Annotated in this window: 25 protein-coding genes; 16 read left to right on the forward strand and 9 right to left on the reverse strand. The window is 67.8% G+C overall.

Going from position 1 to position 25,832, the window contains the following annotated elements; genetic code table 11:
• The first annotated feature begins 80 nt into the window (after positions 1-80).
• Positions 81-830 (forward strand): SDR family NAD(P)-dependent oxidoreductase, encoded by a 750-nt coding sequence (locus AC6HZP_RS22310; RefSeq protein WP_497524598.1) that lies wholly within the window; start codon positions 81-83, stop codon positions 828-830.
• Positions 831-984: 154 nt separating this feature from the next.
• Positions 985-3,549: a TIGR02302 family protein gene (locus tag AC6HZP_RS22315; RefSeq protein ID WP_497524599.1), complete on the forward strand. Its 2,565-nt coding sequence runs from the start codon at positions 985-987 to the stop codon at positions 3,547-3,549.
• Between the two features lie 446 nt (positions 3,550-3,995).
• On the opposite strand, the gene AC6HZP_RS22320 is transcribed toward AC6HZP_RS22315, so the two are convergent.
• Both AC6HZP_RS22320 and hpt read right to left on the reverse strand, forming a co-directional pair.
• A complete protein-coding gene (locus AC6HZP_RS22320; protein ID WP_201401124.1) occupies positions 3,996-4,385 on the reverse strand; it encodes a response regulator in 390 nt (129 codons plus the stop codon).
• Between the two features lie 127 nt (positions 4,386-4,512).
• A complete protein-coding gene (gene hpt, locus AC6HZP_RS22325; protein WP_201401125.1) occupies positions 4,513-5,052 on the reverse strand; it encodes a hypoxanthine phosphoribosyltransferase in 540 nt (179 codons plus the stop codon).
• A 397-nt stretch (positions 5,053-5,449) separates the two neighbouring features.
• Here hpt and ftsE point away from each other — a divergent pair, with 397 nt between their 5' ends.
• From ftsE to AC6HZP_RS22345, 4 genes are all read left to right on the forward strand, one after another.
• Positions 5,450-6,109: a cell division ATP-binding protein FtsE gene (gene ftsE, locus AC6HZP_RS22330; RefSeq protein ID WP_201401126.1), complete on the forward strand. Its 660-nt coding sequence runs from the start codon at positions 5,450-5,452 to the stop codon at positions 6,107-6,109.
• Positions 6,102-7,094 (forward strand): cell division protein FtsX, encoded by a 993-nt coding sequence (locus AC6HZP_RS22335; RefSeq protein ID WP_497524600.1) that lies wholly within the window; start codon positions 6,102-6,104, stop codon positions 7,092-7,094. The genes ftsE and AC6HZP_RS22335 overlap by 8 nt, the downstream gene beginning before the upstream one ends.
• Before the next feature lie 270 nt (positions 7,095-7,364).
• Positions 7,365-8,003, forward strand: coding sequence for a YdcF family protein (locus AC6HZP_RS22340; protein ID WP_497524601.1), 639 nt, complete (start codon positions 7,365-7,367; stop codon positions 8,001-8,003).
• A 34-nt stretch (positions 8,004-8,037) separates the two neighbouring features.
• The gene (locus AC6HZP_RS22345; RefSeq protein WP_201401129.1) at positions 8,038-8,829 is read left to right on the forward strand and encodes a lysophospholipid acyltransferase family protein; all 792 of its coding nucleotides are present in this window, start codon (positions 8,038-8,040) and stop codon (positions 8,827-8,829) included.
• Here AC6HZP_RS22345 and AC6HZP_RS22350 read toward each other — a convergent pair.
• Positions 8,826-9,368 carry a gamma-glutamylcyclotransferase gene (locus tag AC6HZP_RS22350; protein WP_497524602.1) on the reverse strand — a complete coding sequence of 181 codons (543 nt, stop codon included), beginning with the start codon at positions 9,366-9,368 and terminating at the stop codon, positions 8,826-8,828. The two genes, AC6HZP_RS22345 and AC6HZP_RS22350, sit on opposite strands and share 4 nt — an antisense overlap.
• Before the next feature lie 71 nt (positions 9,369-9,439).
• On the opposite strand from AC6HZP_RS22350, the gene AC6HZP_RS22355 reads away from it, so the two are divergent.
• Together AC6HZP_RS22355 and AC6HZP_RS22360 are read left to right on the forward strand one after the other, a co-directional pair.
• Positions 9,440-10,543 carry a DUF2125 domain-containing protein gene (locus AC6HZP_RS22355; RefSeq protein WP_497524603.1) on the forward strand — a complete coding sequence of 368 codons (1,104 nt, stop codon included), beginning with the start codon at positions 9,440-9,442 and terminating at the stop codon, positions 10,541-10,543.
• A gap of 63 nt (positions 10,544-10,606) precedes the next feature.
• Positions 10,607-11,275, forward strand: a complete 669-nt coding sequence (locus AC6HZP_RS22360; RefSeq protein WP_497524604.1) for an aspartate/glutamate racemase family protein — start codon at positions 10,607-10,609, stop codon at positions 11,273-11,275.
• Between the two features lie 212 nt (positions 11,276-11,487).
• Here the strand turns inward: AC6HZP_RS22360 and AC6HZP_RS22365 are convergent, their stop codons facing one another.
• The 4 genes from AC6HZP_RS22365 to AC6HZP_RS22380 all read right to left on the reverse strand — a co-directional run bounded on the left by AC6HZP_RS22365 (position 11,488) and on the right by AC6HZP_RS22380 (position 15,324).
• A complete protein-coding gene (locus AC6HZP_RS22365) occupies positions 11,488-12,423 on the reverse strand; it encodes a prephenate/arogenate dehydrogenase family protein (protein WP_497524605.1) in 936 nt (311 codons plus the stop codon).
• Positions 12,423-13,547: a histidinol-phosphate transaminase gene (gene hisC / locus AC6HZP_RS22370; RefSeq protein WP_497524606.1), complete on the reverse strand. Its 1,125-nt coding sequence runs from the start codon at positions 13,545-13,547 to the stop codon at positions 12,423-12,425. Before hisC ends, AC6HZP_RS22365 begins: the two co-directional genes overlap by 1 nt.
• Entirely contained in the window at positions 13,547-14,425 is an 879-nt protein-coding gene (locus AC6HZP_RS22375; RefSeq protein WP_497524607.1) for a chorismate mutase, read from the reverse strand. Before AC6HZP_RS22375 ends, hisC begins: the two co-directional genes overlap by 1 nt.
• Before the next feature lie 155 nt (positions 14,426-14,580).
• Complete coding sequence (locus tag AC6HZP_RS22380) at positions 14,581-15,324, reverse strand: class I SAM-dependent methyltransferase (RefSeq protein ID WP_201401136.1); 744 nt, start codon at positions 15,322-15,324, stop codon at positions 14,581-14,583.
• 94 nt (positions 15,325-15,418) lie between these two features.
• Between AC6HZP_RS22380 and gloB the strand changes: the two genes are divergently transcribed.
• From gloB to AC6HZP_RS22395, 3 genes are all read left to right on the forward strand, one after another.
• A complete protein-coding gene (gene gloB, locus AC6HZP_RS22385; RefSeq protein ID WP_497524608.1) occupies positions 15,419-16,189 on the forward strand; it encodes a hydroxyacylglutathione hydrolase in 771 nt (256 codons plus the stop codon).
• Positions 16,186-16,620 carry a cupin domain-containing protein gene (locus AC6HZP_RS22390; protein ID WP_497524609.1) on the forward strand — a complete coding sequence of 145 codons (435 nt, stop codon included), beginning with the start codon at positions 16,186-16,188 and terminating at the stop codon, positions 16,618-16,620. Before gloB ends, AC6HZP_RS22390 begins: the two co-directional genes overlap by 4 nt.
• Before the next feature lie 153 nt (positions 16,621-16,773).
• A complete protein-coding gene (locus AC6HZP_RS22395) occupies positions 16,774-18,708 on the forward strand; it encodes an NYN domain-containing protein (protein ID WP_497524610.1) in 1,935 nt (644 codons plus the stop codon).
• 98 nt (positions 18,709-18,806) lie between these two features.
• On the opposite strand, the gene phbB is transcribed toward AC6HZP_RS22395, so the two are convergent.
• On the reverse strand, positions 18,807-19,535 hold the full coding sequence (phbB, locus tag AC6HZP_RS22400; RefSeq protein WP_497524611.1) for an acetoacetyl-CoA reductase: 729 nt from the start codon (positions 19,533-19,535) through the stop codon (positions 18,807-18,809).
• Positions 19,536-19,595: 60 nt separating this feature from the next.
• Entirely contained in the window at positions 19,596-20,777 is a 1,182-nt protein-coding gene (locus AC6HZP_RS22405; protein WP_497524612.1) for an acetyl-CoA C-acetyltransferase, read from the reverse strand.
• A gap of 276 nt (positions 20,778-21,053) precedes the next feature.
• On the opposite strand from AC6HZP_RS22405, the gene phaR reads away from it, so the two are divergent.
• The 5 genes from phaR to rpsP all read left to right on the forward strand — a co-directional run bounded on the left by phaR (position 21,054) and on the right by rpsP (position 25,642).
• Positions 21,054-21,659 carry a polyhydroxyalkanoate synthesis repressor PhaR gene (phaR, locus tag AC6HZP_RS22410; protein ID WP_497524613.1) on the forward strand — a complete coding sequence of 202 codons (606 nt, stop codon included), beginning with the start codon at positions 21,054-21,056 and terminating at the stop codon, positions 21,657-21,659.
• Between the two features lie 594 nt (positions 21,660-22,253).
• Positions 22,254-22,634: a YkvA family protein gene (locus AC6HZP_RS22415; protein ID WP_497524614.1), complete on the forward strand. Its 381-nt coding sequence runs from the start codon at positions 22,254-22,256 to the stop codon at positions 22,632-22,634.
• Between the two features lie 213 nt (positions 22,635-22,847).
• Positions 22,848-23,366, forward strand: coding sequence for an invasion associated locus B family protein (locus AC6HZP_RS22420; RefSeq protein ID WP_201401144.1), 519 nt, complete (start codon positions 22,848-22,850; stop codon positions 23,364-23,366).
• A 293-nt stretch (positions 23,367-23,659) separates the two neighbouring features.
• Positions 23,660-25,198: a signal recognition particle protein gene (gene ffh / locus AC6HZP_RS22425; RefSeq protein ID WP_497524615.1), complete on the forward strand. Its 1,539-nt coding sequence runs from the start codon at positions 23,660-23,662 to the stop codon at positions 25,196-25,198.
• Positions 25,199-25,279: 81 nt separating this feature from the next.
• A complete protein-coding gene (gene rpsP, locus AC6HZP_RS22430) occupies positions 25,280-25,642 on the forward strand; it encodes a 30S ribosomal protein S16 (RefSeq protein ID WP_201401146.1) in 363 nt (120 codons plus the stop codon).
• Positions 25,643-25,832: the final 190 nt, after the last annotated feature.

The raw sequence follows: 25,832 nt of genomic DNA on the forward strand, positions 1-25,832 counted from the left end.
TTATCGCCGGATTGCGCTCTTGTAATGATTAGATACTTATCTAACTGTCTAATCGACTCATACCAACAGGAGCGAATGAGTTGAGCAAACTGACAGGCAAGGTAGCGGTCGTAACGGGCGCATCGAAGGGCATCGGGGCAGGCATCGCCAAGGAACTGGCCGCCGCCGGCGCCTCGGTCGTGGTCAACTACGCCTCCAGCAAGGAAGGCGCGGACCGCGTCGTCGCGGAGATCGAAAGCAAGGGCGGCAAGGCCGTCGCCGTGCAGGGAGACGTCTCGAAGTCCGCCGACGTGGCGCGGCTCTTCGCCGAGGCGAAGACGGCCTATGGCTCGCTGGACATCCTGGTGAACAATGCCGGCGTCTACCAGTTCGGGGCGCTCGAAGACGTCACCGAGGAGGAGTTCCACCGGCAGTTCAACACCAACGTGCTCGGCCTCCTGCTGACGACCAAGGAAGGCGTGAAGCATTTCGGCGCCGAGGGCGGCAGCGTCATCAACATCGGTTCGACGGTCAGCCAGCTGCCGATGCCGAACTTGTCGATCTACACCGCCACAAAGAGCGCGGTCGACGCGATCACGCATGTGCTCTCCAAGGAGCTCGCGGGCAAGAATATCCGCGTGAACTCGATCAATCCGGGCGCGATCGAGACCGAGGGCACCCACGCGGCCGGCCTGCTCGGCAGCGATTTCGAGAAGCAGCTAATCGCGCAGACGCCGCTTGGACGGATCGGCCAGCCCGGCGATATCGGCACGATCGCCGTATTCCTCGCCTCCCCCGATTCGGCCTGGCTGACGGGCGAGCTGCTGCTTGCATCCGGCGGCATGCGCTAACCGCAGACATCCGGCACGCGCGCGTCCGACGCGTGCGTGCCAGTCTCGCTGAAGCCGCAGTTGATCGCTAAACCTTGTCGGAAGGCTCGCCCGTCCCAACTACAGTTGCTACAGTGGCTAGGGCGGCGGGCGTGATGGACGAGACGGAGCGACGATGACCGAGCCCGCGGGCGGCACGGCGGACAGGAGCGGAGCGGAGACCGGACGGGATCTGCCCCATTCGGTCGAGCAGGCCGCGCAACGACGGATCGCACGGGCGACCGGACGGGCGCGGCTGGTGCTTCTGTGGGAAGCGCTGTGGCCGCGACTGGTGCCGCTCCTCTGCCTCGCCGGGTTTTTCCTCATCCTCTCCTGGTTCGGCCTCTGGTCGCGGCTGGCCGATCCCCTGCGCTATGGCGTCCTGGCCCTGTTCGGGATCGCCTATGTCTGGCTGATCCTGCGCGTGGCGCGGTTACCGATGCCGACGCCGGACGAGGCGCTGGCCCGGGTTGCGCGCGAAAGCGCCGAGCCGCATCGCCCGGCGACCGCCTTCGGCGACCGGCTCTCGCAACCGACCGACGACCCGCTGACCCGCTCGCTGTGGCAGGCGCACAGGCTCCGCCTGCTGGAGAAGCTCGACCGCCTCAAGGCGGGGCTCCCCTCGCCCGGCATGAACCGGCTCGATCCCTACGCGCTTCGTTTCCTGGTTCCCCTCGTCCTCATCGTCGCCTTCCTTATGGCCGGGCCGGACCGGCTCGACCGCATTCTCGACGCGGCTCGGCCGGGCGTCGTGTCCACCGAGGCGCCGCCGCGCATCGACGCCTGGGTAACGCCGCCCGCCTATACCGGCCGTCCTCCGATCTTCCTGACCGGCGACAGCAGCCGCCCCGCCAATCTCGATCCCAATGCCCCGGTTCGTGTTCCGGAGGGCTCCGTCGTCACGCTCCGCATGCCGTCGCAGCCGGACCTCGGCGCCGAGGCAAGCACGACGAACGGCCAGCCGATCAGCTTCGACGCCGTCGAGCCCGCCAAGGCTACAAAGAGCAATGCCGTCAACAGTAACGACGCCACGGCGCCGTCGGCCGAGCACAAGCTGACGCTCTCCACGGATAGCGCGCTGACCATTTCGCGCGACGGCCGGCCGCTGCTTTCCTGGTCCTTCGCTGTCCAGCCCGACGCGCCGCCCTCGATCGAACTCACCCGCGATCCCGGCTCGACGGCGAGCGGGGCTCTCTCGCTCGCCTATGCGCTGCATGACGACTACGGCGTCGTCGGCGCCAACGCGATCCTCGGCGCCGCCGATCCGGAAACGGCGGATGGCAGCCGGCCGCTGGTCACCGCGCCGGAATTGCCGCTCAACCTGCCCCGCTTCCGCATGCGTGATGGGACAGGCGAGACGATCCGCGACCTCTCCGCCCATCCCTGGGCCGGCGCCAAGGTGAAGATGCGTCTAGTCGCCAAAGACGAGGCCGGCCAGACCGGCGAGAGCGCGCCGGTCGAATTCGTGCTGCCTCAGCGCCCGTTCAACAACCCGCTCGCCCGCGCCGTCGTCGAGCAGCGGCGCAACCTCGCCCTCGACGCCAACAAGGCCCCGGCCGTCGCGATGGCGCTGGACGCGCTGACGCTCGATCCCGACAAGTTCCAGCAGAACGGCGCCTATCTGGCGCTCCGCGCCGCCTATCACCGGTTGACTGGGGCGCGCAGCGACGCCGACCTCACCGAGACCGTCGATTTCCTGTGGGAGATCGCGCTCGGCATCGAGGATGGCGACCTGTCGCTCGCCGCGCAGGACCTGCGCGCCGCCCAGGAGGCGCTGCGCAAGGCGATCGAGAACAACGCTTCCGACGCCGAGCTCGAAAAGGCGATGCAGGACCTGCGCGCCGCGATGGACAAATATCTGGAAGCGCTGGCGCGCGACGCCGAGCGCAATCCGCAGGCGAACCAGCAGCCGATGGATCCGAACGCGCAGGTGCTTCGGCCGGAAGACCTGCAGAAGATGATGGACCAGATCGAGAACCTGGCGAAAACAGGCTCGCGCGACGCGGCCAAGCAGATGCTGAGCCAATTGCAGCAGATGCTGGAAAACCTCGAGGCGACCCGCTCGCAGCAGGGCCGGCAGGGCCAGAACGGCGAGATGAACCAGGCGCTCGACAAGCTGGGCGAGATGATCCAGCGCCAGCAGAAACTGATGGACCAGACCTTCAAGCTGGACCCGGATACCGACGGCAGCGGCGCCGAGGCGCAGCCGATGACGCCCGAGGAGCGCCAGCAGGCGCTGCAGCAGCTGCGCGAAGGCCAGAAGAGCCTGCAGAAGATGTTGCAGGAGCTGCAGCAATCCATGCAGCAGCAGGGCATGCAGCCGGACGGCAAGCTGGGTCAGGCCGACCGCTCGATGGGCGACGCCGCCGATCAGCTCGGCGAAGGCGCGCCCGGCCAGGCCGTGGGCCCGCAGGGACAGGCCCTCCAGGCGCTGCGCGAGGGCGCCCGCAACCTCGCCGACCAGATGGCTCGCCAGAACGGCAGCGGCAACCGCCAGGGCGGTCCGATGCCCGGCCAGGACCCGCTCGGCCGCCAGCAGCAGGGACGCGGCACGGATCTCGGTTCCTCGGTCAAGGTGCCGGATGCGATCGACACGCAGCGCGCCCGCGAGATCCTCGACATGATCCGCAAGCGGCTCGGCGACACCGCCCGGCCGCTGATCGAGCGCGACTATCTGGAGCGCTTGCTGCAGAAGTACTGAGGTTTTTTGCCGCCTCAGCCGGTGCGTGACTGTAGAGAGGCGACAGGTTGCCTTGCCGCCTCCTCTAGCCCCTGAATACGCTTCCTTCAGCTCTCCCTCATCAGATCTTCGCGCCTCCATGCTTGGCGGTCGTGCAGCGCTCGATTTCCATCATCCTGAGGTGCACGAGCGCAGCTCGGGCCTCGAAGGACGCACGATCTCGATGCAACCCATCGATTGCACGGTCGCTCTGCGTGCTTCGAGACGGCCCTGCGGGCCCCTCAGCATGATGAGGATGGTGTCTTGCAAAGGTCTCTCAGGGAGAGGTCAGGGAAGCCGCCTGCGCCCGTCCTGCCGCAGACCAATCCGGCCAGGCAACGCCCAAAAGCCCTCGCCCGCTTGCGGGAGAGGGTTGGGTGAGGGTCTTGCTTCGGTTCGAATTCCGTCAGGAAGCGGACTGCGGCTCTCTACGCCACCGCGGCGCGCGGCGTGTTGGCGTTGAGCGCGCATTTGACGACGTGGCGGATCTCGGCCAGCGAGAACGGCTTGTTGACGACGTCGTAGACCAGCTCCATCAGCCCGTCGGCGCGTTCGCGCTGATCAGCGAAGCCGGTCATCAGAAGGATGGTGAGGTCGCGATACTGCGACGCCGCCGCATGGGTCAGCGCGATGCCGTCCATGATCGGCATCTTGATGTCGGTGAGGAGAAGGTCGAAATCGCCCTTCTCCTGGATGAGCACGTCGAGCGCGTTCTCGCCGTCCTCGGCCGTCATGACCTCATGGCCGTCGAGCATGAGCGCCCGCGATACGAACATCCGCACCGCGTCGTCGTCTTCGGTCACCAAAATCCGCGCCATCAAGTTCCGTCCCGGAGCATGGTCCTCCGGACGAAACTTCCCGGTCCGGACCATCATTCAAACGATCAGACCGGGATCATCCTCGATTCGCCTAAACAGATCGTGACCTCTGACGAGCCAATTCGAGCTATTCCTCGACGACGCCGACGAAGGGCAGTTCGCGGAAGGCATGCGCCACGTCCATGCCGTAGCCGACGACGAACAGGTCCGGGCAGACGAAGCCGACATGATCGGCGTCCATCGGGGCGACGCGCTTGCCGGGCTTGTCGAGCAGAACGGCGACGCCGACGCGGGCGGCGCCCCGCTCCTGCATCAGCTTGCGGGCGAAATCGAGCGTGCGGCCGGATTCGAGTATGTCGTCGATCAGCAGGACGTCGCGGCCGGCGACCTCGCTCTCGATGTCCTTGACGACGCGCACCGCGCCGGAAGACGTGGTGCCGGCGCCGTAGCTCGACAGCGAGATGAACTCGACCTCGGGCGCCATGCCGGCCGCGTGCAGGGCGCGGATCAGGTCGGCTGCGAAGACGAAGCTGCCCTTCAGGATCGAGATGACCAGCAGGTCGCGGTAGCCGGCCGCGGCGATCTCGGTGGCGAGTTCGGCGTTGCGCGCGGCGATTTCGGGAATGTCGTAGAGGACCCGGATCGACCGGCCACGGACAACTGGCATCAATTCTTTCCTTCGTTGATCGGATCGCCGGGGACGCGGGGACGGGCGCACCAGGAAACTCGCCCCGGACGCTACGGCCCGGGAAACCGTTCTCATAGTCGGCGACGGGACGAATGTCACCGGAAACGAGCCAAACGCGTCGAAACGGCCCGGAGCGACGTACTCTGGGACCGTCCCGGACGATGACGGGGCCGTTTGCCGGGCTTCCGTGCCGCTGCTTTGCCTTGATCGGATGCCATATGCTGCCCGAACGCCCAATCCGCCGGGCATCGCTAACAACTCGTTAACGCTGAACCTGACATTCTGTGCGAATCGACGCCGGATCTTTGGCGCCGACATCGAGCGCAGTGCGAAGGACGGCTGGTCCGGCCGAGAGAGCGGAAACAGGAAACAGACGGTGATCCGCTTCGAAAATGTCGGCCTGCGTTATGGCATGGGAGCCGAGGTCCTGCGCGACCTCTCCTTCCAGATCGCGCCGAAATCGTTCCAGTTCCTGACCGGCCCCTCCGGCGCCGGCAAGTCGACGCTGCTGCGCCTGCTTTGCATGTCGCTGAAGCCGACGCGCGGCCTGATCACCGTGTTCGACCGCGACGTCGTCACCCTGCCCAAGGGCGAATTACCGGCGCTCCGCCGCCGCGTCGGCGTCGTCTTCCAGGATTTCCGCCTGCTCGACCACCTGACCACGTTCGAAAACGTCGCGCTGCCGCTGCGCGTGCTCGGCCGCGAAGAATCGAGCTATCGCGCCGACGTCATCGAGCTTTTGAAATGGGTCGGCCTCGGCGACCGCGTCCAGGCGCTGCCGCCCATCCTCTCCGGCGGCGAGAAGCAGCGCGCCGCGATCGCGCGCGCGCTGATCGGCCAGCCGGAAATCCTGCTCGCCGACGAACCGACCGGAAACGTCGATCCGCCGCTCGCCAAGCGGCTGCTCCGGCTCTTCGTCGAACTGAACCGTCTCGGCACCTCGGTTGTTATCGCCACCCACGACATCGGGCTGATGAACCAGTTCGATGCCCGCCGTCTCGTGCTCCATGAAGGGCGGTTGTCGATCTATGACTGACCGGACCCTCTCCCCGCCCCGCCCCGGCATCTTCAGCCGCCTCCTCGGCATCTTCCTGCCGTCGCGCCGCCGCGCGCGCGCCGCCGGAGCCGTTTCGGCGCCGATCGTGCCGGCGCAGTCGATCGCCGGGCGGTCGCTGATGATCGTCATCGCGATCATGAGCTTCCTCGCCTGCCTGACGCTGGGCGCCGTGTCGCTTGTGCGCGACGCCTCGCTCGCCTGGCAGGACGACATCGTCCGCGAGGTCACCATCCAGGTCCGCCCGGTCGACGGCGTCGATACCAAGACCGAGGCGGACAAGGCCTCCGCCATCGCCGCCTCGATGCCCGGCGTCGCCTCGGCGCGCGCGCTCGAGGACTGGGAGAACGCCAAGCTGCTGGAGCCCTGGCTCGGCAGCGGCCTCGACATGGCCGACCTGCCGATCCCGCATCTGATCGTCGTCGAACTGTCCGATCCCGACGCCGTCGACCTGGTCGCGCTCGCCGCCCGCCTCAACACTGAGGTGAAGGGCGCCAGCCTCGACGATCACCGCAGCTGGACGGACCGGCTGAAGACCATGGCCAACGCCACGGTGATCATCGGCGTCTCGATTCTCGGCCTCGTCTTCATCGCCACGGTTCTGTCGGTCATTTTCGCGACGCGCGGCGCCATGGCCTCCAATCGCGACATCGTCTCCGTCCTGCACTATGTCGGCGCCGAGGCCAGTTTCATCGCCCGCGAGTTCCAGCGCCACTTCCTGTTCCTCGGCCTGAAGGGCGGGTTGCTCGGCGCCTCGGGCGCCGCGGCGCTGTTCGCCGTCCTCTCCTTTTTCATCGGCCGGTCGATCGCCACGCCGGAGGGGGACCAGGTGTCGGCCCTGTTCGGCCGCTTCGCGATCGGCCCGACCGGCTATCTCGGCGCGCTGGTGATCGCGCTCCTGATCGGCGTGATGACAGCGATCACCTCGCGACTTACCGTCTATCGCCACCTGGCCTCGATCGAATGAGCGTGCCCTTGTTCCCCTCGCGGAGCCCCGCAACCTTGGATTCCGACCCGGTCCCGATGTGCAGAGTCGCAATGCGCAATGCTTTGCCGTGCCAAGTCTTGCCGCGCCAAGTCTTGGCCGCAATCGGCCCTCATCCTCGCCATCATGACTGATGCGGCCCAAACCGATAGGGATCTCGGCCGACGGAACTACGCCGGCGCCATCGCGCGCGGCCGCTCGACCGACCCCTCTCACCGGCACCCGGCGCCCGGTCGCCGTCCCCTGGTCACGGTGCTGCTGCTGGTCGCCATCGCCGGCTCGGTCGCCGGCATCGATTTCGCCCGCTTCGCCCAGCAGGTCGCCAATTTCAACGCGCCCACCGACGTCACCGCCCAGGGCATCGTGGCCCTGACCGGCGGCACGGCGCGCATCGACGGCGCGCTGGCACTGCTGCGCGACAACCGGGCCGAGAAGCTGCTGATTTCAGGCGTCAATCCGGCGGTCGGCCGCCACGACATCGCCCGCGCGGTCGAACGCGCCTCGAACATCGTGCTCGACCAGCGCGTCGATCTCGGCCATGCGGCGCGCAACACGATCGGCAATGCCGACGAGACGCGGGCCTGGGTCGAGAAGGAGGGCATCCGCTCGCTGATCATCGTGACCAGCGATTATCACATGCCCCGAAGCATGGTGGAGCTGACCCGCGCGATGCCCGACGTGCAGCTCATTCCCTACCCCGTTTCGAACAAACAGCTCGAAATGGACCGATGGTGGCGACACGCCGCGTCAGTAAAGCTTCTCCTGAGCGAGTACGTGAAGTATACGCTCGCTCGTGCGCGGCTCGCCTTCGAGACGCCGCGGGGGGAAAGCGTGACCGCGCTGGCGGCGGACACGATCACCCACGCGACAGCGGGCGGGATCCTGCGCTGACGCCGTATTTCTCGACGCCGACGTAGAACCGCTCATGCTGATCCTTCGCTCACTGCTCTTCCAGGTCGCGTTCTACCTGATCATGGCGATCATCCTCGCCGTGACGCTGCCGTTCTTTTTCTTCCTGCCGCACCGGGCTGCGATCGCGGTGGTCAAGTTCTGGACCGCCTCGTCGATGTGGGCGCTGCGCGTGTTCGCGGGCACGAAGATCGAGATCCGCGGCGCGGAAAACCTGCCCAAGGGCGGCGGCCTGATCGCGCCCAAGCACCAGTCCGCCTTCGAGACGATGGCGCTGTTCCATCTGCTCGACGATCCGACCTATGTGATGAAGCGGCAGCTGATGTGGATCCCGCTGTTCGGCTGGTACACGTGGAAGGCCGGTATGATCCCGGTCGATCGCGCCGGCGGCTCGAAGGCGCTCCGCAAGCTCGCAGCCGATTCGAAGGAAGCCGTCGAACACGGCCGCCAGGTGATCCTGTTCCCGGAAGGCACGCGCCGGACCGCCGGATCGCCGCCGGACTACAAATTCGGCATCATCCATCTCTATCGCGAGCTGAAGGTGCCGGTGGTGCCGATCGCGATGAATTCCGGCCTCTACTGGCCGCGCCAGAGCTTCCTGCGCTTTCCTGGCACCATCGTCATCGACGTGCTGGAGCCGATCCCGGCCGGCCTTGATTCGAAGACCTTCCTGGCGACCCTGATCAACGTGCTGGAGCCGGCGACCGACAAGCTGCTGATCGAGGCGGCCGAGGGGCCGAACCCGCCGCCGCTGCCGCCGGAGACCGTCTCGCGCATCAACACGCTGCAGGCGAGCGAATCACTCTAGGCAGAAGGCCCCGCCCCAGCGTTGAGCTGCTCGGCCAGCCAGGCGAGCTCCGGATCCTCGATGCCGAGGCCGGCGAGATGCGCCGCCGTGGCGAGCACGTAGTCGCGATTGCTGCCGGCCTGGCCGACGCTGTCCCGCACCTGCGCCAGCACCGCCTCGCGGGCGAGGTCGCCGGCATATTGCGGATGCCTGCGGTCGACGACATAGGTCACGACCCGCACATAGTCGCGCGACGGCCGCTCGAGCCGGACGCTGCGCTCGACCTCGATATAGGCGTTCGTCACCAGCTCGCGCTCGCGCAGATAGGCGAGCACGGCGTCACGATCGTCATCGGCCACGTGGAAGGCGATGCCACGGCAGGAGCCGCCGCGATCGAGGCCGAGCACCAGCCCCGGCTTTTCCGGCGTGCCGCGATAGACATGCGACTGGATGCAGAAGGCGCGGCGCTCGCCTTCGAGATGCGCCGGCACAGCCTCGACATAGGCGAAGCCCGGTCGCCACATCAGCGAGCCATAGCCAAAGACCCAGAAATCGGACATGAGTGCGTCCTCGAAAAGACAGATTGTCACCGCGTAACAGCCGCCGCCCGCCACATCAACGGAGGAAACGGATGATCGACCCGGCCAAGACGGACGCAACCACGGGAGTGGACGCCGCCGCGAAGTCCCGGCCCCGTTCCGTCCGGCGCAAATTCCAGTTCGTCATCGCCGCCGCCGTGCTTTTGTGCGCGGTCTGGGCCGGCGGCTGGTTCTGGGCCAACCGGATCGCGGCCGAGCGAATCGCCGCCGTGAAGGCGGATTTCGTCGCCGAGGGCGGCGTGCTGGGCTGCAACGCCGAATCGCTTGGCGGCTTCCCGTTCAAGTTCACGCTCGATTGCGCCCCCGCCTCGCTCGAATTGCCGTCGCGCGGGCTTTCGGCCAGCGTCGGCGCGCTGGAGGCGATCGCGCTCATCTACAATCCCGGCCATGTGCTCGCCTCGGTGCAGGGGCCGCTCACGCTGAAGGCGCCGGGCGATCTTGGCGTGCAGGCCAACTGGTCCTCGCTGCAGACGAGCGTCCGCGTCGGCACCTCGCGGCTGAAGCGCTTCTCCGCCGTCGCCGACGACCTGACGACGACGATCAGCGCCCCGGCCAATCCGCGCCTGCCGACGGCGGCGGGCGCCAAGCATGCCGAGCTGCACCTGCTGCAGAACGACGCCGACGCCACGTCGCTCGATCTCGCCGGAACCGTCGACAATTTCGCCGTGACGATCCCCGGCGCGCCGGCGCTGCCCGCCCTCTCCGCCCAGCTCTATGCCACCCTGCCGGGCGCGCTGCCGGAGCTGCGCGACGGCCATGTCGATCCGCTGCCCGCCTGGCTCGCCGCCGGCGGCCAGGTCAAGCTCGGCCAGCTCAGCCTCGATGTCGGCGGCTTCCTGGCGAATGCCAGCGGCGATTTGACCGTCGCCCGCGACGGCGTGATTTCAGGCCGGGTCGCGATCCGGGTCGACCAGCTCGACCGCCTGCCCGATCTTGCCGAGACGCTGCATCCCGGCAGCCGCGACCAGGTCGCGCGGATCCTCGGCCCGCTCTCGGCCTTCCTGAAGCCGGTCGAGGTCAACGGCAAGACCTGGCGCGAGACGACTCTGACGATCAAGAACGGCAAGGTGTCGGCCGGGTTCATTCCCCTCGGCAAGCTCCCGCCGCTGAAGCTCGGCAACGCCACCGGCGGCTGAGCCGGATCTGGCGCGCGGCTTGCTTGCCGATACCGGCATGACAAGCAATCGGGAGACGCGCGGATGAACAACCGGCCTCAGGAAGCGAAGGGCCCGCTGCGCCTGCTGGTGATCAATCCGAATACCTCGGAGGCGATCACGGCGCGGCTTCGGGCGCTCGCCGAGGACGAGGCCGGCGACGCCATTAGCGTTTCCGCCGCCACCGCCCGCTTCGGCGCGCCCTATATTTCCGATCGCGCCGGCGCGGCGATCGCCGCAGAGGCCGTGCTGGATGTAGCCCTGGCAGAATTGCAGGACGGCGCGGCGCCGGACGCGATCGTTATCGCCTGCTTCGGCGATCCCGGGCTGAAAGCGCTGCAGGAAGCGGTGCCCTGCCCCGTCGTCGGCTTCGCCGAGGCGGGCCTGCTTGCCGCGGCGGCCGAGCCCGGTCCATTCCTGGTGGCGACCAATGGCGAAGCCTGGTGCGACATGCTATCGGAGCTTTCGGCGACGATCGGCCTTTCCGACCGCATCGCGGGCTTCCTGTCGATCGGCGACGCGGCGGCGCGCGATGCCGAACTCTGCCGCTCCATGATCACGGAAGAGGCAGAACGGATCGGCGCGGCCCGCGTCGTGCTCGGCGGCGCCGGGCTGATCCCGATCCTCGGTCCGGTGGCGCGCGGCATGCCGCTGCCGCTGGTCGACCCGCACCGCGCCGCGATCCGCAAGGCGATTACGCTGGCGCGGGCATAGCCAGGAGAAGCTTCCCGGCCGATCTGCCGGACACCAATGACCATCATCCTGAGGGGCTTGCGCAGCAAGCCGTTTCGAAGGACGCACAACCGTGATGCCACACTCCCGGCAAGGCGTTGCACGACCGCCCTGCGTCCTTCGAGACGACCCTTCGGGTCCCTCAGGATGATGAGGGCGGTGCGCTGCAGTCCGGTTGCAAGGCCTGTGAACCGCTAGGGGCTAGACGGCTTCGTGTGATCCCGGCGGCCAAAGTCCGGCGCGGCCGTGTCCTGGCCGATGGCGACGATCGAGCGGCGGATGGCGCGGGTGCGCGTGAAGAGATCGAACAGCGTGTCGCCGTCGCCGTTGCGGATCGCCCGCGTCAGCGTCGCCAGATCCTCGTTGAAACGGCCGAGCATCTCGAGCACGGCTTCCTTGTTGTTCAGGAAGACGTCGCGCCACATCGTCGGATCCGATGCCGCGATGCGGGTGAAATCGCGGAAACCCGAGGCGGAGAACTTCAGCACTTCCGAGCGGATGCCGGATTCGAGATCCGACGCGGTGCCGACGATGTTGTAGGCGATCAGATGCGGCAGATGGCTGGTGATGGCGAGCACGAGATCGTGGTGCTCGGCGCTCATCGCCTCGACATTGGCGCCGAGCGCCCGCCAGAACGCCATCAGCTTCTCGACCGCGACGGGATCGACCGTCTCGGCCGGCGTCAGCACGCACCAGCGGTTCTGGAACAGGTCGACGAGACCGGCGTCCGGACCGGAATGCTCGGTGCCCGCCAGCGGATGGCCGGGGATGAAATGCACCGCCGACGGCAGGTGCGGCGCCATCGCCTTGATGACGGCGGCCTTGACCGAGCCGACGTCGGAGACGATCGCGCCGGCCTTCAGATGCGGACCGATCTGCTTCGCAACCTCGCCCGACGCGCCGACCGGCACGCAGACGATGACGAGATCGGCATCCCGCACGGCGTCAGCCGCGTCGGCGAAATAGACGTCGCCGAGGCCGAGCTCCTCGGCGCGCTTCAGCGTCGCCGGGCTGCGGGTCGAGATGGCGATCCTGCCGACGACGCCGGCGCGGCGCGCCGCGAGCGCGATCGAAGCGCCGATATGGCCGATGCCGACGAGGGCGAGCAGCCCGAAGAGAGGATCCGCCATCAGCGCGCCGTCCGGTGCATAAAGGCGCGCAAGCCCGCGATCGCCGCCTCGTTGGCCTCAGCCGAGCCGATGGTCATGCGGAGCGCGTTCGGCAGGTGATAGCTCGTCATGACGCGCAGGATGATGCCCTGCGAGACGAGATATTCGTCGGCGTCGGCGGCGCGGCGGCCCTTCTCGTCCGGGAAGTGGATCAGCACGAAATTGCCGACGCTCGGCGTCACCTCAAGCCCGAGCGAGCGGATCGCCTCGGTGACGCGCGGCAGCCATTCCTCGTTGTGGGCGATGGCCGCGTCGAGATGCGCCCGGTCCTTCAGCGCGGCGATGCCGGCGGCCATGGCCGGGGCGGAGACGTTGAAGGGACCGCGGATGCGGTTTAGCGCGTCGATCACCTCGGCAGGCCCGTAGCCCCAGCCGAGGCGGGCGCCGGCCAGGCCGTAAATCTTCGAGAAGGTGCGCGTCATGATGACGTTCGGCGCGGTGCCGGCGAGCTCGATGCCGCTCTCATAGTCGTTGCGCCGGACATATTCGGAATAGGCGGCGTCGAGCACGAGCAGCACGCGCGGCGGCAGGCCAGCATGCAGGCGGCGGATCTCGCTGAACGGCAGATAGGTGCCGGTCGGGTTGTTCGGATTGGCGACGAAGACGACGCGCGTCTTGTCGGTCACCAGCTCGAGAATGCCGTCGACATAGGCCGTCAGGTCCTTCTCCGGCGCGACGACCGGGGTGCCGCCGGCGGCCTGGATCAGGATCGGATAGATGTTGAAGCCGTGCTTCGAATAGATCGCCTCGTCGCCCGGGCCGAGGAAGACATGGCTGATCATCGCCAGCACGTCGTCCGAGCCGTTGCCGCAGATGACGCGGGACGCGTTGACGCCATAGGCGTCGGCGATCGCTGCGCGCAGTTCCGCCGCCGAGCCGTCCGGATAGATGTCGAGCTTCGCCGCGACGCCCTGATAGGCCGCGATCGCCGCCGGGCTCGGGCCGAGCGGCGTCTCGTTGGAAGAAAGCTTGTGGACCTTGGTGCCGCCCGTCGCCTTGGAGCGGCCGGGCACATAGGGGGCAATGTCCAGCACGCCCGGGCGGGGAACGGGCCGGTCTGCCGGCTTGGAATCGGACTTGCTCATCACGAAACTCCCGCCTCGTCGAGGCGCTGATAAAGAACGGGATTGGCGTCGGTATCGCCGATTGCGATACCGCGCGACAGCGCGCCAACCAGAGAGATGTCGTCGAAGCCGGCGCGCGCCGCCAGCGCCGCGACGGCCGTGCCGTGCGGCAGCGCCACCAGCTTCTCGGCGCCGGCCTCGGCCAGAATCGTCCCGCCGGCGGCGGCGATGGCCACAGCGGGATCGCCGCTGATCACCGTCACGGCGAAAAGCTCGAGATCGGGCGGGGTCGGATCGGCAAGCTCGGGCGCGATCACGAAGGAGGCATGATCGGCCGGCCGGCCGGCGATGCGGATATAGGGCGACAGCGCCATGATGCGGGGACCGGTCGAGCGGCCCAGCGCCCGCCACCAGGCGCCCGCCGCGGCGGGCTGGTCCAGCGAGACGAGGCCGAGATCGGTGCCGCTCTCGCGGATGTGGTTGATCGTCGCCGACGCATCCGGCTGGCCGTGCAGGGCCACCGTGAAGCCGAACAGGAAGCGGGCGGTATCGCGAATCGCATCACGGGCGACGCCCTGGTCGATGGCGACGTCGAACGGCGCCTGCATGCGCGTGAAGGTGGTGATGATCTCGCGCCAGATGTGCTCGACCGTCCAGAGCGGCAGCGCGCCCCGATGCCGCGCCACCAGGCGGCGCATCATGTCGGCCTCGCGACCGGGGCGGAAGGCGGCGCCCGGACGGCTGGTGCCCTTGACCTTGATCAGCGTGCCGATGGCGGTGCCGCGCTCGATCAGGCAGCGATGCATCTCGGCATCGAGCTCATCGATCGTTTGCCGGATGCTGGCGAGGGTCGCCGCATCCGCTTCGGTCGCAGAAATCTTCGTATCGGTCGAGGCCATCGTCGGTCGGCTCTGGGCGGGAAAATCGTAAGGCCGCGCCTGGCTGGCCGACGGCGGCCGATTCATAGGCAAGCGCCGTTGCAAAATCAAAGAAAACATTGCCGGCCAAAGGAAGTCCGCCAACGCCCGCGCGCGATTTGCGGGCCGTCGGCAGACTAGCCGGGCGGGGCCAGCGCCGGCCGGAAGGCAGGTTGGCGGCGGCGACTTTGCGTGCGCGCCGGCAGGCCCTGGTAGACGAGCTTGGTCGCCTCGACGATCTGCACGCCGCAGAAGCCCGGCCACAGCACCCCGCCGACCCGCTCCCACGCCCGTCCGCTACGAAGCAGGATCCGGCTCGAAAACGGCGGCACGAACAGCGCGCCGCTCCACGCCGTCTCGCTGAATTCGGCGTTGCGCAAGAGTGTCGAGAGCTGGCCGCGGCTGAACGGGCGGCCATAGCCGAAGGGCGTGCGCTCGACCCGCGCCCAGATGCCCCGGCGGTTCGGCACCACGGCGATCATCTTGCCGCCCGGCACCAGCACGCGCCACAGTTCGCGCAGCGTCTCCCGCGCATTGCCGGCCGTCTCCAGGCAATGGACGACGAGGATGCGATCGATCGACGAATCGGTCAGCGGCAGCTCGTCCTCGATGACGAGAGCGGAGAGATTGCCGCCATCGGCCGGCCAGTTCATGACGCCCTGCGCCGCCGGCATGAAATTGAGCACGCGCTCGGCCTGCGACAGGAAGGGCGCGAGATAGGGCGTCGCATAGCCGATGCCGAGCACGCGGTCGCCGGAAACGCGCGGCCAGAACGCCGCGAGGCGCGCGGCGATCAGGCTCTGCGCGATGCCTCCCAGGCGCTCCGAATAGAAACTCGCGAGATCCAGCACATCGGGCGTCAGCGTCCGGCCCTGTTCCAAGCGCGATCTCCCTGTCGATATGTCGGCGCGACGATGTTAGGTAACGATTCCAACCGACGCCACCCCGTCGCTTACGCCCATATTGGAGTTCGTCATGGCTCTCGCAATCTTCCAGTTTCCCTGCCTGTCCGACAATTACGGCGTCCTGATCCACGACGAAGCCTCCGGCCGCACGGCCTCGATCGACGCGCCGGATGCCGCCGCCGTCCAGGCCGCGCTGGCCGAGACGGGCTGGACGCTCACAGAGATCCTGACCACGCATCACCATGCCGACCACACCGACGGCAATCTGGCGCTCAAGGAAGCGACCGGCTGCACCATTGTCGGCCCGAGCTACGAGGCCGACAAGATCCCCGGCATCGACCGGAAGCTCAGCGAAGGCGACGTCTATGATTTCGCCGGTCACCCCGTCCATGTGATCTGGACCCCCGGCCATACGCTCGGCCACATCGCCTACTTCCTGCCCGAGGACGGCATCGCCTTTGCTGGCGACACCATGTTCGCCCTCGGCTGCGGCCGCGTCTTCGAAGGCACGCTGCCGCAGATGTGGCAGTCACTCACAAAGCTCGCGGCGCTGCCGGACGAGACGATCGTCTATTGCGGCCACGAATACACCGAATCGAACTACCGCTTCGCCGTGACGATCGACGGCGGCAATCCGGCGCTGCTCGCTCGTGGCGAAGAAATCCGGAAGCTGCGCGCCGAAGGCAAGCCGACGGTTCCCACGACGATCGCCGCCGAAAAGGCGACCAGCCCCTATCTGCGCGCCGACGACGCGGCGGTTCGTGCGGCGATGAAGCTGCCCGACGCCCCCGCCGGCGATGTCTTCGCCGCCATCCGCACCGCCAAGGACAATTTCAAGTGAGCTCCGCCGAAGACATCATCCGCCTGCTCGATCTCGCCCCCCATCCGGAGGGCGGTTACTATCGCCGGACCTTCGAGGACAGCGTCACAAAGGACGGCCGGCCCGCTTCGACCGCGATCTATTATCTGCTCGCCGAGGGCATGACGTCGCACTGGCACCGCATCGATGCGATCGAGGTCTGGCACTACTATGCCGGCGCGCCGATCGCGCTGTCGCTGTCGGAAGACGGCACGACGAGCGAAACCCACCGCCTCGGACCTGACCTTGCGGCCGGAGAAAGGCCGCAAGTGGTCGTTCCGACCGGCTGGTGGCAGGCGGCGAAGAGCCTCGGCGACTGGACCCTGGTCGGCTGCACCGTGGCGCCCGGCTTCCGTTTCGAGGGCTTCGAACTGGCGGCGCCCGACTGGGTTCCGCACGACCAGCGCGCATGACGCAGGGCCTTGCGCGCCATGGTCGTGGAGAGATGAAAGCAGGCATCGCCAAACCGGAGATCGCCCGCTAAGGTGCTGCCTCCGTTGGGGGCACGGCATGAAATCCGCGATTGAATTGGGGGGGAAGACGTTTATGAACCGCAGGAACTGGTCATGACGGCCCCGATCAAAAGCGTTCTCTTCGTCGACTATGACAGCCTCTATACGAGCCTGCGCGCCCGCGATCCCGGCATGGCGCGGCGCTTCGCGCTGCGCCCCGGCGTCTGGCTGGACGCGATCGAGTCCGGCCTGCTCCTGGAGCCGCGCGGCGAGGAGGGAACGCGCCGGCGCGTCCTGATGCGCCGCTGCTATGCCGATCCCAAGCTGCTCGGCAAGGCGCGCTCGGCCTTCACCTCGCAGGGCTTCCAGATCGTCGATTGCCCGCCGCTCGCCGGGCGCGAGCGCAATTCGGCCGAGATCCACATGGTTCTCGACACGATCGACGCCCTCGCCCACCAGACCGGGTTCGAGGAATTCATCCTGCTGTCGGCCGATTCCGACCTGACGCCGGTGATCTTCCGGCTGCGCTCCTACAATCGCGCCACTACGATCTACACCACCGCCACCACGGCGGCCGGGTATCGCGCCATCGCCGACGGCGCGATCGACGAGCAGGCGCTGATCACGCTGCTGGCGCCGACCGCCGATGGCGAGACGCCGGAAGCGGACGACGCCGAGGAGGAGAGCGCCGGCGGCCGCGCGAGCGGCAACGAGCGCGACGAACTGGCAGGCCTCGCCCGCCGCATCCACCAGGCCACCAGCGTGCCGCTGTTCTCGCCGCGCGGCTACAACGAGCTGTTCCGCACGCTGACGCGCGAAGTGGCCGAGAACGGCTATCATTTCCAGACCACGGCCGAGAATGTCGCGGCGCGGCTCACGGCGAACGGCCGCAACGCGTCGCGTCGCCAGATCGCCTTCATCGTCAAGGGCTTGGCGCTCAAGGGCCATGTCTTCTCGGTGAGCGACAGCCCGGAAAAACTGGCCGAGGCGTTCAAGGAGCAGGTGCTCTATCTCGCCCGCAACGCCGGCATCGAGATCGACGAGAGCATGGAGGAGACGATCCGCGCCTGGATCGTCGGCCGCAATACACCGCTGCCCGACGCCGCGCCGCCGATCGCCCTGCCCGCGCCGACCCCGGCACCGGAACCGGCCGCCGAGCGGCCCGTGGTCCGTCCGGCGCCGACGCCCGTGCCGCCGCCGGCGCCGGTCGCCGAGACCGCCCCGCGCGAGGCGCGGCCGATCACGCTGCAGCCGATCTCGGCGTCGATGCCGCAGCCGGCGCGGCCGATCCAGGTGCGTCCGGCCCCCGATCCCGAACCGCAGCCGCAACCCGTCGAACCGGCGCGTCCGGCTCCGGCCGCCCAGCCTGTCCGCCCCGCGACCGTTAACCCGCCGTTAACCCCGCCGAAGGCTTCCGTTACCCCGCCGGCACCGCCCGCGCCGACGCCGGTCGAGCCGCCGGCGGAGCCCGTCGCCGTCCCCGCGGCCCGCGCCCCGGCAGCGACCGAGGCACGCCCCCGACCCGCCGCCCCGGCGGCGGAGGCAGCGCCGCCGACACCGCCCCGGCGGGTCCAGATCGACACGGATTCGTTCCTCGCCGACATTTCATCCGACCGGCCCGCGCCGCGTCCGAGCATCGCGCCGCCACGCGCCCGCGCCGCCCGGCCGGAGCCGGCCGCAGAGCCGACGCCGCCGCCCGCAAGCCCCGCGCCGCCGCGCGCGCCGGCACAGCGCGGTTCCGCCGTGGCACTGCGGCCGCCGGCGAAACGAAGCCTCGTCGCGACGCAGGATCCGCATGGCGGCGGCGATCGCGATCCGATCGAGAACTCGATTCTCGCCGCCATCGCCCAGGCGGTCGACGTGCTGGTCGACGATGGCGACAACAAGAAGCCGCCGGCGCCGCCCGTGAACGAGCCGGCCGCCATCGCCGCGCCACAACCGGCGCCCGAGCCGGAAGTGGCCGAGGCGGAAGACGGCGATATCGGCGACGAGATCCAGCGGATCCTCGCCGCCTACAGCCAGAACCGGAAGCCGCCCGCGGGGCGGTAAGAACCCCACCCGAATCAAAAAGGCCGGCGCTTCCGCACCGGCCTTTTTTTGTTCGACGAACGAGCGAATCAGCGAAGCCGATCAGCCGTTCGCCGGGATCAGCCATTCGCCATGTACTGGCCGCCATTGATGGTAAGCACCGCGCCGGTCATGAAGGCGGCGGCGTCCGAGGCGAGATAGGTGACGAGCGCCGCGATCTCTTCCGACTTGCCGAGCCGGCCGACCGGGATCTGGCCCAAGATCCCCTCCATCACCTTCGGCGGCACCGCCAGCACCATGTCGGTGTCGATGTAGCCGGGGCAGACGCAGTTGACCGTGATGCCCTTGCGCGCGTTTTCCAGCGCGAGCGCCTTGGTGAAGCCGATCACGCCGGCCTTGGCGGTGGCGTAGTTGACCTGGCCGAGCTGGCCCTTCTGCGCATTGATCGAGGAGAGGTTGATGATGCGGCCGAAGCCGCGCTCGCGCATCCCCTCGATCACCGGCCGCGTCATGGTGAACATCGAATCGAGATTGGTGCTGATCACGCTCGACCATTGCGCCTGGTCCATCTTGTGGAACCAGCCGTCGCGCGTGATGCCGGCATTGTTGACGAGGATATCGACGGGACCGAGCGCCGCCTCGACGGCGCCGACGCCGGCGACGCACCCCTCGGCATCCGTCACGTCCCACTGGAAGACCGGGATCCCGGTCTCGGCCTGGAACGCCCCAGCCTTCTCGGCATTGCCGGCGAAGGTCGCCGCGACCGTATAGCCGGCAGCCTTCAGTCCCTTCGAGACGGCCGCGCCAATACCGCGCGTACCGCCTGTCACGAGGGCGACTTTCCCCATCCGATCCTCCCCCCAAAGCAACCGGTTGAACTCCGGTCTGCGAATTGATCCGTCGGCGCCTCAGCGCTCGACGGTCAAAGCAATTCCCATTCCACCGCCGATGCAGAGGGTTGCCAATCCCTTCTTTGCGTCGCGGCGCACCATTTCGTGCAGCAAGGTGACGAGAATGCGGGCGCCCGAGGCGCCGATCGGGTGGCCGATGGCGATCGCGCCGCCATTGACGTTGACCTTGGACGCGTCCCAGCCGAGGCCCTGGTTGACGGCGCAGGCCTGCGCGGCGAAGGCCTCGTTGGCCTCGATCAGGTCGAGATCCTCGACCGACCAGCCGGCCTTCTTCAGCGCCTTCTTCGAGGCCGGGATCGGGCCGGTGCCCATCACGGCCGGGTCGACGCCGGCCGTCGCCCAGGAGGCGATCCGCGCCAGCGGCGTGACGCCGCGGCGCGCCGCTTCCGCCGCCGACATCAGGAGCAGCGCCGCGGCGCCGTCATTGAGGCCCGAAGCGTTGCCGGCCGTCACCGTGCCGTCCTTGGCGAAGGCGGGACGCAGCTTGGCGGCCGCCTCCAGCGTCGCGCCGGCGCGGATATATTCGTCCTGGTCGACGATGATGTCGCCCTTGCGGGTCGAGATGGTGAACGGGGTGATCTCGTCCTTGAAGCGGCCGGCCTTCTGCGCCGCCTCGGCCTTGTTCTGCGATGCGGTGGCGAACGCGTCCTGCTGTTCGCGGCTGATCTGGAACTCGCGCGCGACGTTCTCCGCCGTGACGCCCATGTGATAGCCGTTGAAGGCGTCCCAGAGGCCGTCCTTGATCATGGTGTCGACCATGGCGAGGTCGCCCATCTTGGTGCCGGCGCGCAGATGCGCGGCATGCGGCGCCAGCGACATCGATTCCTGGCCGCCCGCCACGATGATCGAGGCATCGCCGGTGGCGATCTGCTGCATGCCGAGGGCGACCGAACGCAGGCCCGAACCGCAGACCTGGTTGAGGCTCCAGGCCGTCGTCTCCTTCGGCAGGCCGGCGAGCATCGACGCCTGGCGCGCCGGGTTCTGGCCCTGCGCCGCGGTCAGCACCTGGCCGAAGATCAGCTCGTCGACGGCCTCGGCCTCGGTCTTGCCCTGCTCCAGCACGGCCTTGACGACGGCCGCGCCCAGCTCGTGCGCCGGGACGTTGGCAAAGGACCCATTGAAGGCGCCGACGGCGGTGCGGCTGGCGGCGGCGATGACGATGTCGTTTTCTGAAGCCATGAGTGTTTCCTCGATCCGGGGTTGGGTTGCTCCCTTTGCCGCAATCAGAGACCGGCGGAGAGGGGCTGTCAATCAACCATGGTGCAGCGCCGTTGCTGCAGCGCAGCATTTTCGCAGCATCCACAAGACCATGCAGCGCACAATCAATTTGGTGGATTTCGAGAATGCTCCTATCGTGAAGGTTCTGGAGGGGCAGCTTGCCGGAGAATGGGCGCGCAGACGCCACGGGCGGCGAACCAACCGATCGATCACGAGAGAGGGGCCAGGGGAGCGGACATGACCAAGGAAAAAGAACCGACGACGATCAAGAAATACGCCAATCGTCGCCTCTACAACACCGGAACCTCGACCTATGTGACGCTCGAGGACCTGGCGAACATGGTCAAGGCGGGCGAGGATTTCGTCGTGTTCGACGCGAAATCCGGCGAAGAGATCACGCGTTCGGTGCTGACCCAGATCATCTTCGAACAGGAGAACAAGGGACAGAACCTGCTGCCGATCACCTTCCTGCGGCAGCTCATCCGGTTCTACGGCGATTCGATGCAGAATCTGGTGCCGACCTATCTCGATTTCTCGATCGACAGCCTGACGCGCGACCAGGACAAGCTGCGCGGCCAGATGGCGAACGCGTTCGGTCCGAGCGCCTTCACGGCGATCGAGGAGACGGTGCGGCGCAATACGGAAATGTTCGAGCAGGCGATGCGGATGTTCCTGCCCTTCAGCGGCGGCCGCCCCGATGCGCCAGCCTCGCCGGGCCAGGCCACCCGGCCCGACGCCCGCCCCGAAGCGAAAACGGAACGCGGCGACGGCGATTTCGACGTGCTGAAGCGCCAGCTCGACGAAATGCAGAAGAAGCTCGAAAAGCTCGCCGAGAAGGGCTGAGGATCCGGTCAGCCCGGCCATTCTCCTGAGAATCCGGCCGATACGGTTCGGATTGATATGGAATCCGGCCTTGAACCTCCCCCTTGAGGGGAGGTCGAAAACGCCCTTCGCGTTTTCGGGAGGGGGATTTCGCACCGCTTGCGACAAAACTGACGAAGATCCCCTCCCCAAGACCGCCAACTGGCGGTCTTGACCCTCCCTCAAGGGGAGGATTCAGGACTCCATTCTTGAGAGCCCCGGCTCTTGAATCAGCCCCAGACCATCATCCTGAGGTGCTTCGCGCAGCGAAGCCTCGAAGGAGGGTCCAGCGAAACTCCGAAGCGCCCGAGATCCGAAACGCCCAGGCCGCCTGCCTGCCGAAGGGAGCCGCCTGGACCCTCCTTCGAGGCCCGGCTGCGCCGGGCACCTCAGGATGATGGTCGTGCGGGTGCGTCGAAGTGTGCCGCCGCGTTGCGAGCGGAAAATCCGTTCGCTCCTGCCCCGGCGTCAGCGCGATTCGTTGCAGAGAGGCTCCGGGCTTCCTAAATGCAGGCGTGCCCGGCCCGGTGTGCGACTTTTTCGCCGCCCTCCCCGCTGGCAGACGAGGTGCAAACGATGAAGGGCGTCAAGTTCGGCGACATTCTGGGTCCGGAAAGCGACACCGGCGACGATTCGGCGCGGGCCGAGCAGGTCCGCCGGGGCTTCTGGAAGACATTCCGTCGCGCCGCCCGGCACATTCCCTTCGCCGAGGACGTCGCGGCCGCCTATTTCTGCGCCTTCGACACCAACACGCCGCTCAGGGTCCGGGCGACGCTGATCGGCGCCCTCGCCTATTTCGTCCTGCCCGTCGACGCCGTCCCCGACTTTCTGGTCGGCATCGGCTTCGCCGACGATGCGACGGTGCTGATGACGGCCCTGACGCTGCTGCGCGGCCACCTGAAGCCGGTCCACTACGAGGCCGCCAGGCACGCCCTGAACGGCGACAAGGGCGCCTGACGGCCGCCGCCCGGCCACGCGCCATCCGTTCAGGCCGGCGAGGCCACACTCTCGCCCCATTGGCGCGCCCCTCTCTCCACTCAACTCTCGGCCAGCTCTCCACACGACGTGGTTCATGGGTTCTTAACGGAATTCCGCGCAATTTGAGGCAATTGCTCGGGTGACGGAATCCACCCGCCCGACGTGTGTGCTGACAAATTTGGTGGGAACGACATGAACGGAACAAGGATCGCAGCAGCGGCGCTCCTCACGAGTGCTTTCTTTGGCGGTTTCGCAGGCGAGGCTTCGGCCCAGACGCCGAACCGGGTAGGCACCTTCAAGGACTGGAGTTCCTACGCGTATTCCGAATCGCGCGGGAAGGTCTGCTATGCGGCCTCGCAGCCGAAATCCCAGGCGCCGCAAGGCCTCAACCGGGATCCGGCCTATTTCATGGTGACGGCCCGCCCGAGCGAGAATGTCCGCAGCGAGATCTCGATCATCATCGGCTATCCCTTCAAGGAAGGCTCGACGGTCACCGTCGACGTCGACGGCCAGAAGTTCACCATGTTCACCAAGGACGACGGCGCCTGGGTCGAGAACGCCGCCCAGGAAGCAGCGCTGATCGCCGCGATGAAGAAGGGTCACTCGATGTCGGTCTCCGGCACGTCGCGCCGCGGCACCCAGACGACGGACACCTATTCGCTCGCCGGCATCTCCGCCTCGCTCGACGCGCTCGGCAAGTCCTGCCCGTAGGCTTCGGTCGGCTCGATGATCTTCGAATGGCCGGGCTCAGTCCCGGCCATTTTCTTTGGCGAAACCCCTCCCCGCCGCGTGGCAAACCGGCCGGCCGGGCCGGGATTGATTGACTCAACCCGCCTTTCCGCGCTAAAAGCCGCCAAATTCTCGCGAAGAGGTCTCCTCTGAGCCGCCGACCGGGGCCCGACCCCGGAGGTCAACGTCCGCCAGCGCGTCGCGCCCGCGGGCGCTGAACGTCTTTGGAAAAACGGCGGATCGGAAGCGATCCCTTCGAGGAAGAGCGGAACCGAATGTTCAATAATCTGTCCGAGCGCCTCTCCGGCATCTTCGACAAGCTCACCCGCCGCGGTGCGCTGACGGAGGCCGACGTCAACGAAGCGATGCGCGAAGTCCGCCGCGCGCTGATCGAGGCGGACGTGGCGCTCGACGTCGTCCGCTCCTTCACCGACAAGGTGCGCTCGCGCGCCGTCGGCGCCGACGTCATCCGCTCTGTGACGCCCGGCCAGATGGTCGTCAAGATCGTCCACGACCAGCTGGTCGAGATGCTGGGCGCCGAGGCCGAGCCGATCGATTTGAACGCCGCCGCCCCGGTCGCCATCATGATGGTCGGCCTGCAGGGCTCGGGCAAGACGACCTCGACCGCCAAGATCGCCCGCCGCCTGACGCAGCAGCAGAAGCGCAAGGTGCTGATGGCGTCGCTCGACGTACGCCGTCCCGCCGCGCAGGAACAGCTGCGGGTGCTCGGCGAGCAGAACGGCATCGACACGCTGCCGATCGTCGCCGGCCAGTCGCCGACCCAGATCGCGACGCGCACGCTGCAGGCCGCCCGCCTCGGCGGCTATGACGTCGTCATCCTCGACACCGCCGGCCGCACGCATATCGACGAGCCGCTGATGGTCGAGATGGCCGACATCAAGGCCATCGCCAACCCGCACGAGATCCTGCTCGTCGCCGACAGCCTGACCGGCCAGGACGCGGTCAACCTCGCCCGCTCGTTCGACGAGCGCGTCGGCATCACCGGCATCGTGCTGACCCGCGCCGACGGCGACGGCCGCGGCGGCGCCGCGCTCTCGATGCGCGCCGTCACCGGCAAGCCGATCAAGCTGATCGGTACCGGCGAAAAGGCCGAGGACCTCGAGGACTTCCATCCCGGCCGCATCGCCAACCGCATCCTCGGCATGGGCGACATCGTCTCGCTCGTCGAGAAGGCGGCGCAGAACATCGACCTGGAAGAGGCGGCCAAGGCGGCCGAGAAGATGCGCAAGGGCATCTTCGACCTCGACGATCTCGCCAACCAGCTCCGCCAGATGGAAAAGATCGGCGGCATGTCCGGCATGCTCGGCATGCTGCCCGGCGTCGGCAAGATCAAGAAGCAGATCGAGGGCGCCAATCTCGACGACGGCATGATCAAGCGCCAGGTCGCCATCATCTCGTCGATGACCAAGGCCGAGCGTCGCAACCCCGACATCCTGAAGGCGAGCCGCAAGAAGCGCATCGCCGCCGGTTCCGGCGTCCGCGTCGAGGACGTCAACCGCCTGCTCAAGATGCACCGCCAGATGGCCGACATGATGAAGGCCATGGGCAAGCAGAAGGGCGGCGGCATGCTCGGCAAGATGATGGGCGCGCTCGGCGGCGGCATGGGTGGCGGCATGGGCGGCCTGGGCGGCGGGATGCCTCCCGGCGGCATGCCGAACATCGACCCGGCCCAGCTCGAGAAGCTCGCCAAGCAGATGGGCGGCGGCGGCGGCCTGCCGGGCATCCCCGGCCTCGGCGGCAAGCTGCCCGGCCTCGGCGGCGGCTTCCCGGGCCTGCCCGGCAAGAAGAAATAGCATCAACCCTTCGGAGCCGAGGCCCGACCGGCCGAGGCTCCATCCAGACAACCGAATTCGTTTCAGAAGGAAGAAACCAGAATGTCCCTCAAGATCCGTCTTTCCCGCGGTGGTGCCAAGAAGCGTCCGTTCTACCGCATCGTCGTCACCGACGCCCGTTCGCCGCGCGACGGCCGCTTCATCGAGCGTATCGGCTCGTTCGACCCGATGCTCGCCAAGGACGCCGCCAACCGCGTCGTGCTCGACCTCGACCGCGCCAAGCATTGGCTGTCGGTCGGCGCCCAGGCGACCGATCGCGTCGCCCGCTTCCTGAGCGATGCCGGCCTCGTCAAGCGCGACGCCCGCAACAACCCGGAAAAGGCTCTGCCGGGCAAGAAGGCCCAGGAGCGCGCCGCCGAGAAGGCCAAGAAGGCCGAGGCAGCCGCCGCAGCCGCCGCCGAGTAATTCGGAACCGCGCCGCGCCCTGCCGCGAGGCGGGGTGCTGGGCGCGACCCGCGCTCGGGAGGGGACGGCCCTGCCGCCGCCCCTTCCCCGAAGCCGCCATCGCGGCTTCCCTCCGCTTGGAGCGTTTTCACGCGAAGTGGGTACCGGTTCGCATCAAGAAAACGCGACCAAACAAACCAATAGAGCATCT

It is taken from the genome of Kaistia sp. SLG-1 (assembly GCF_059699055.1).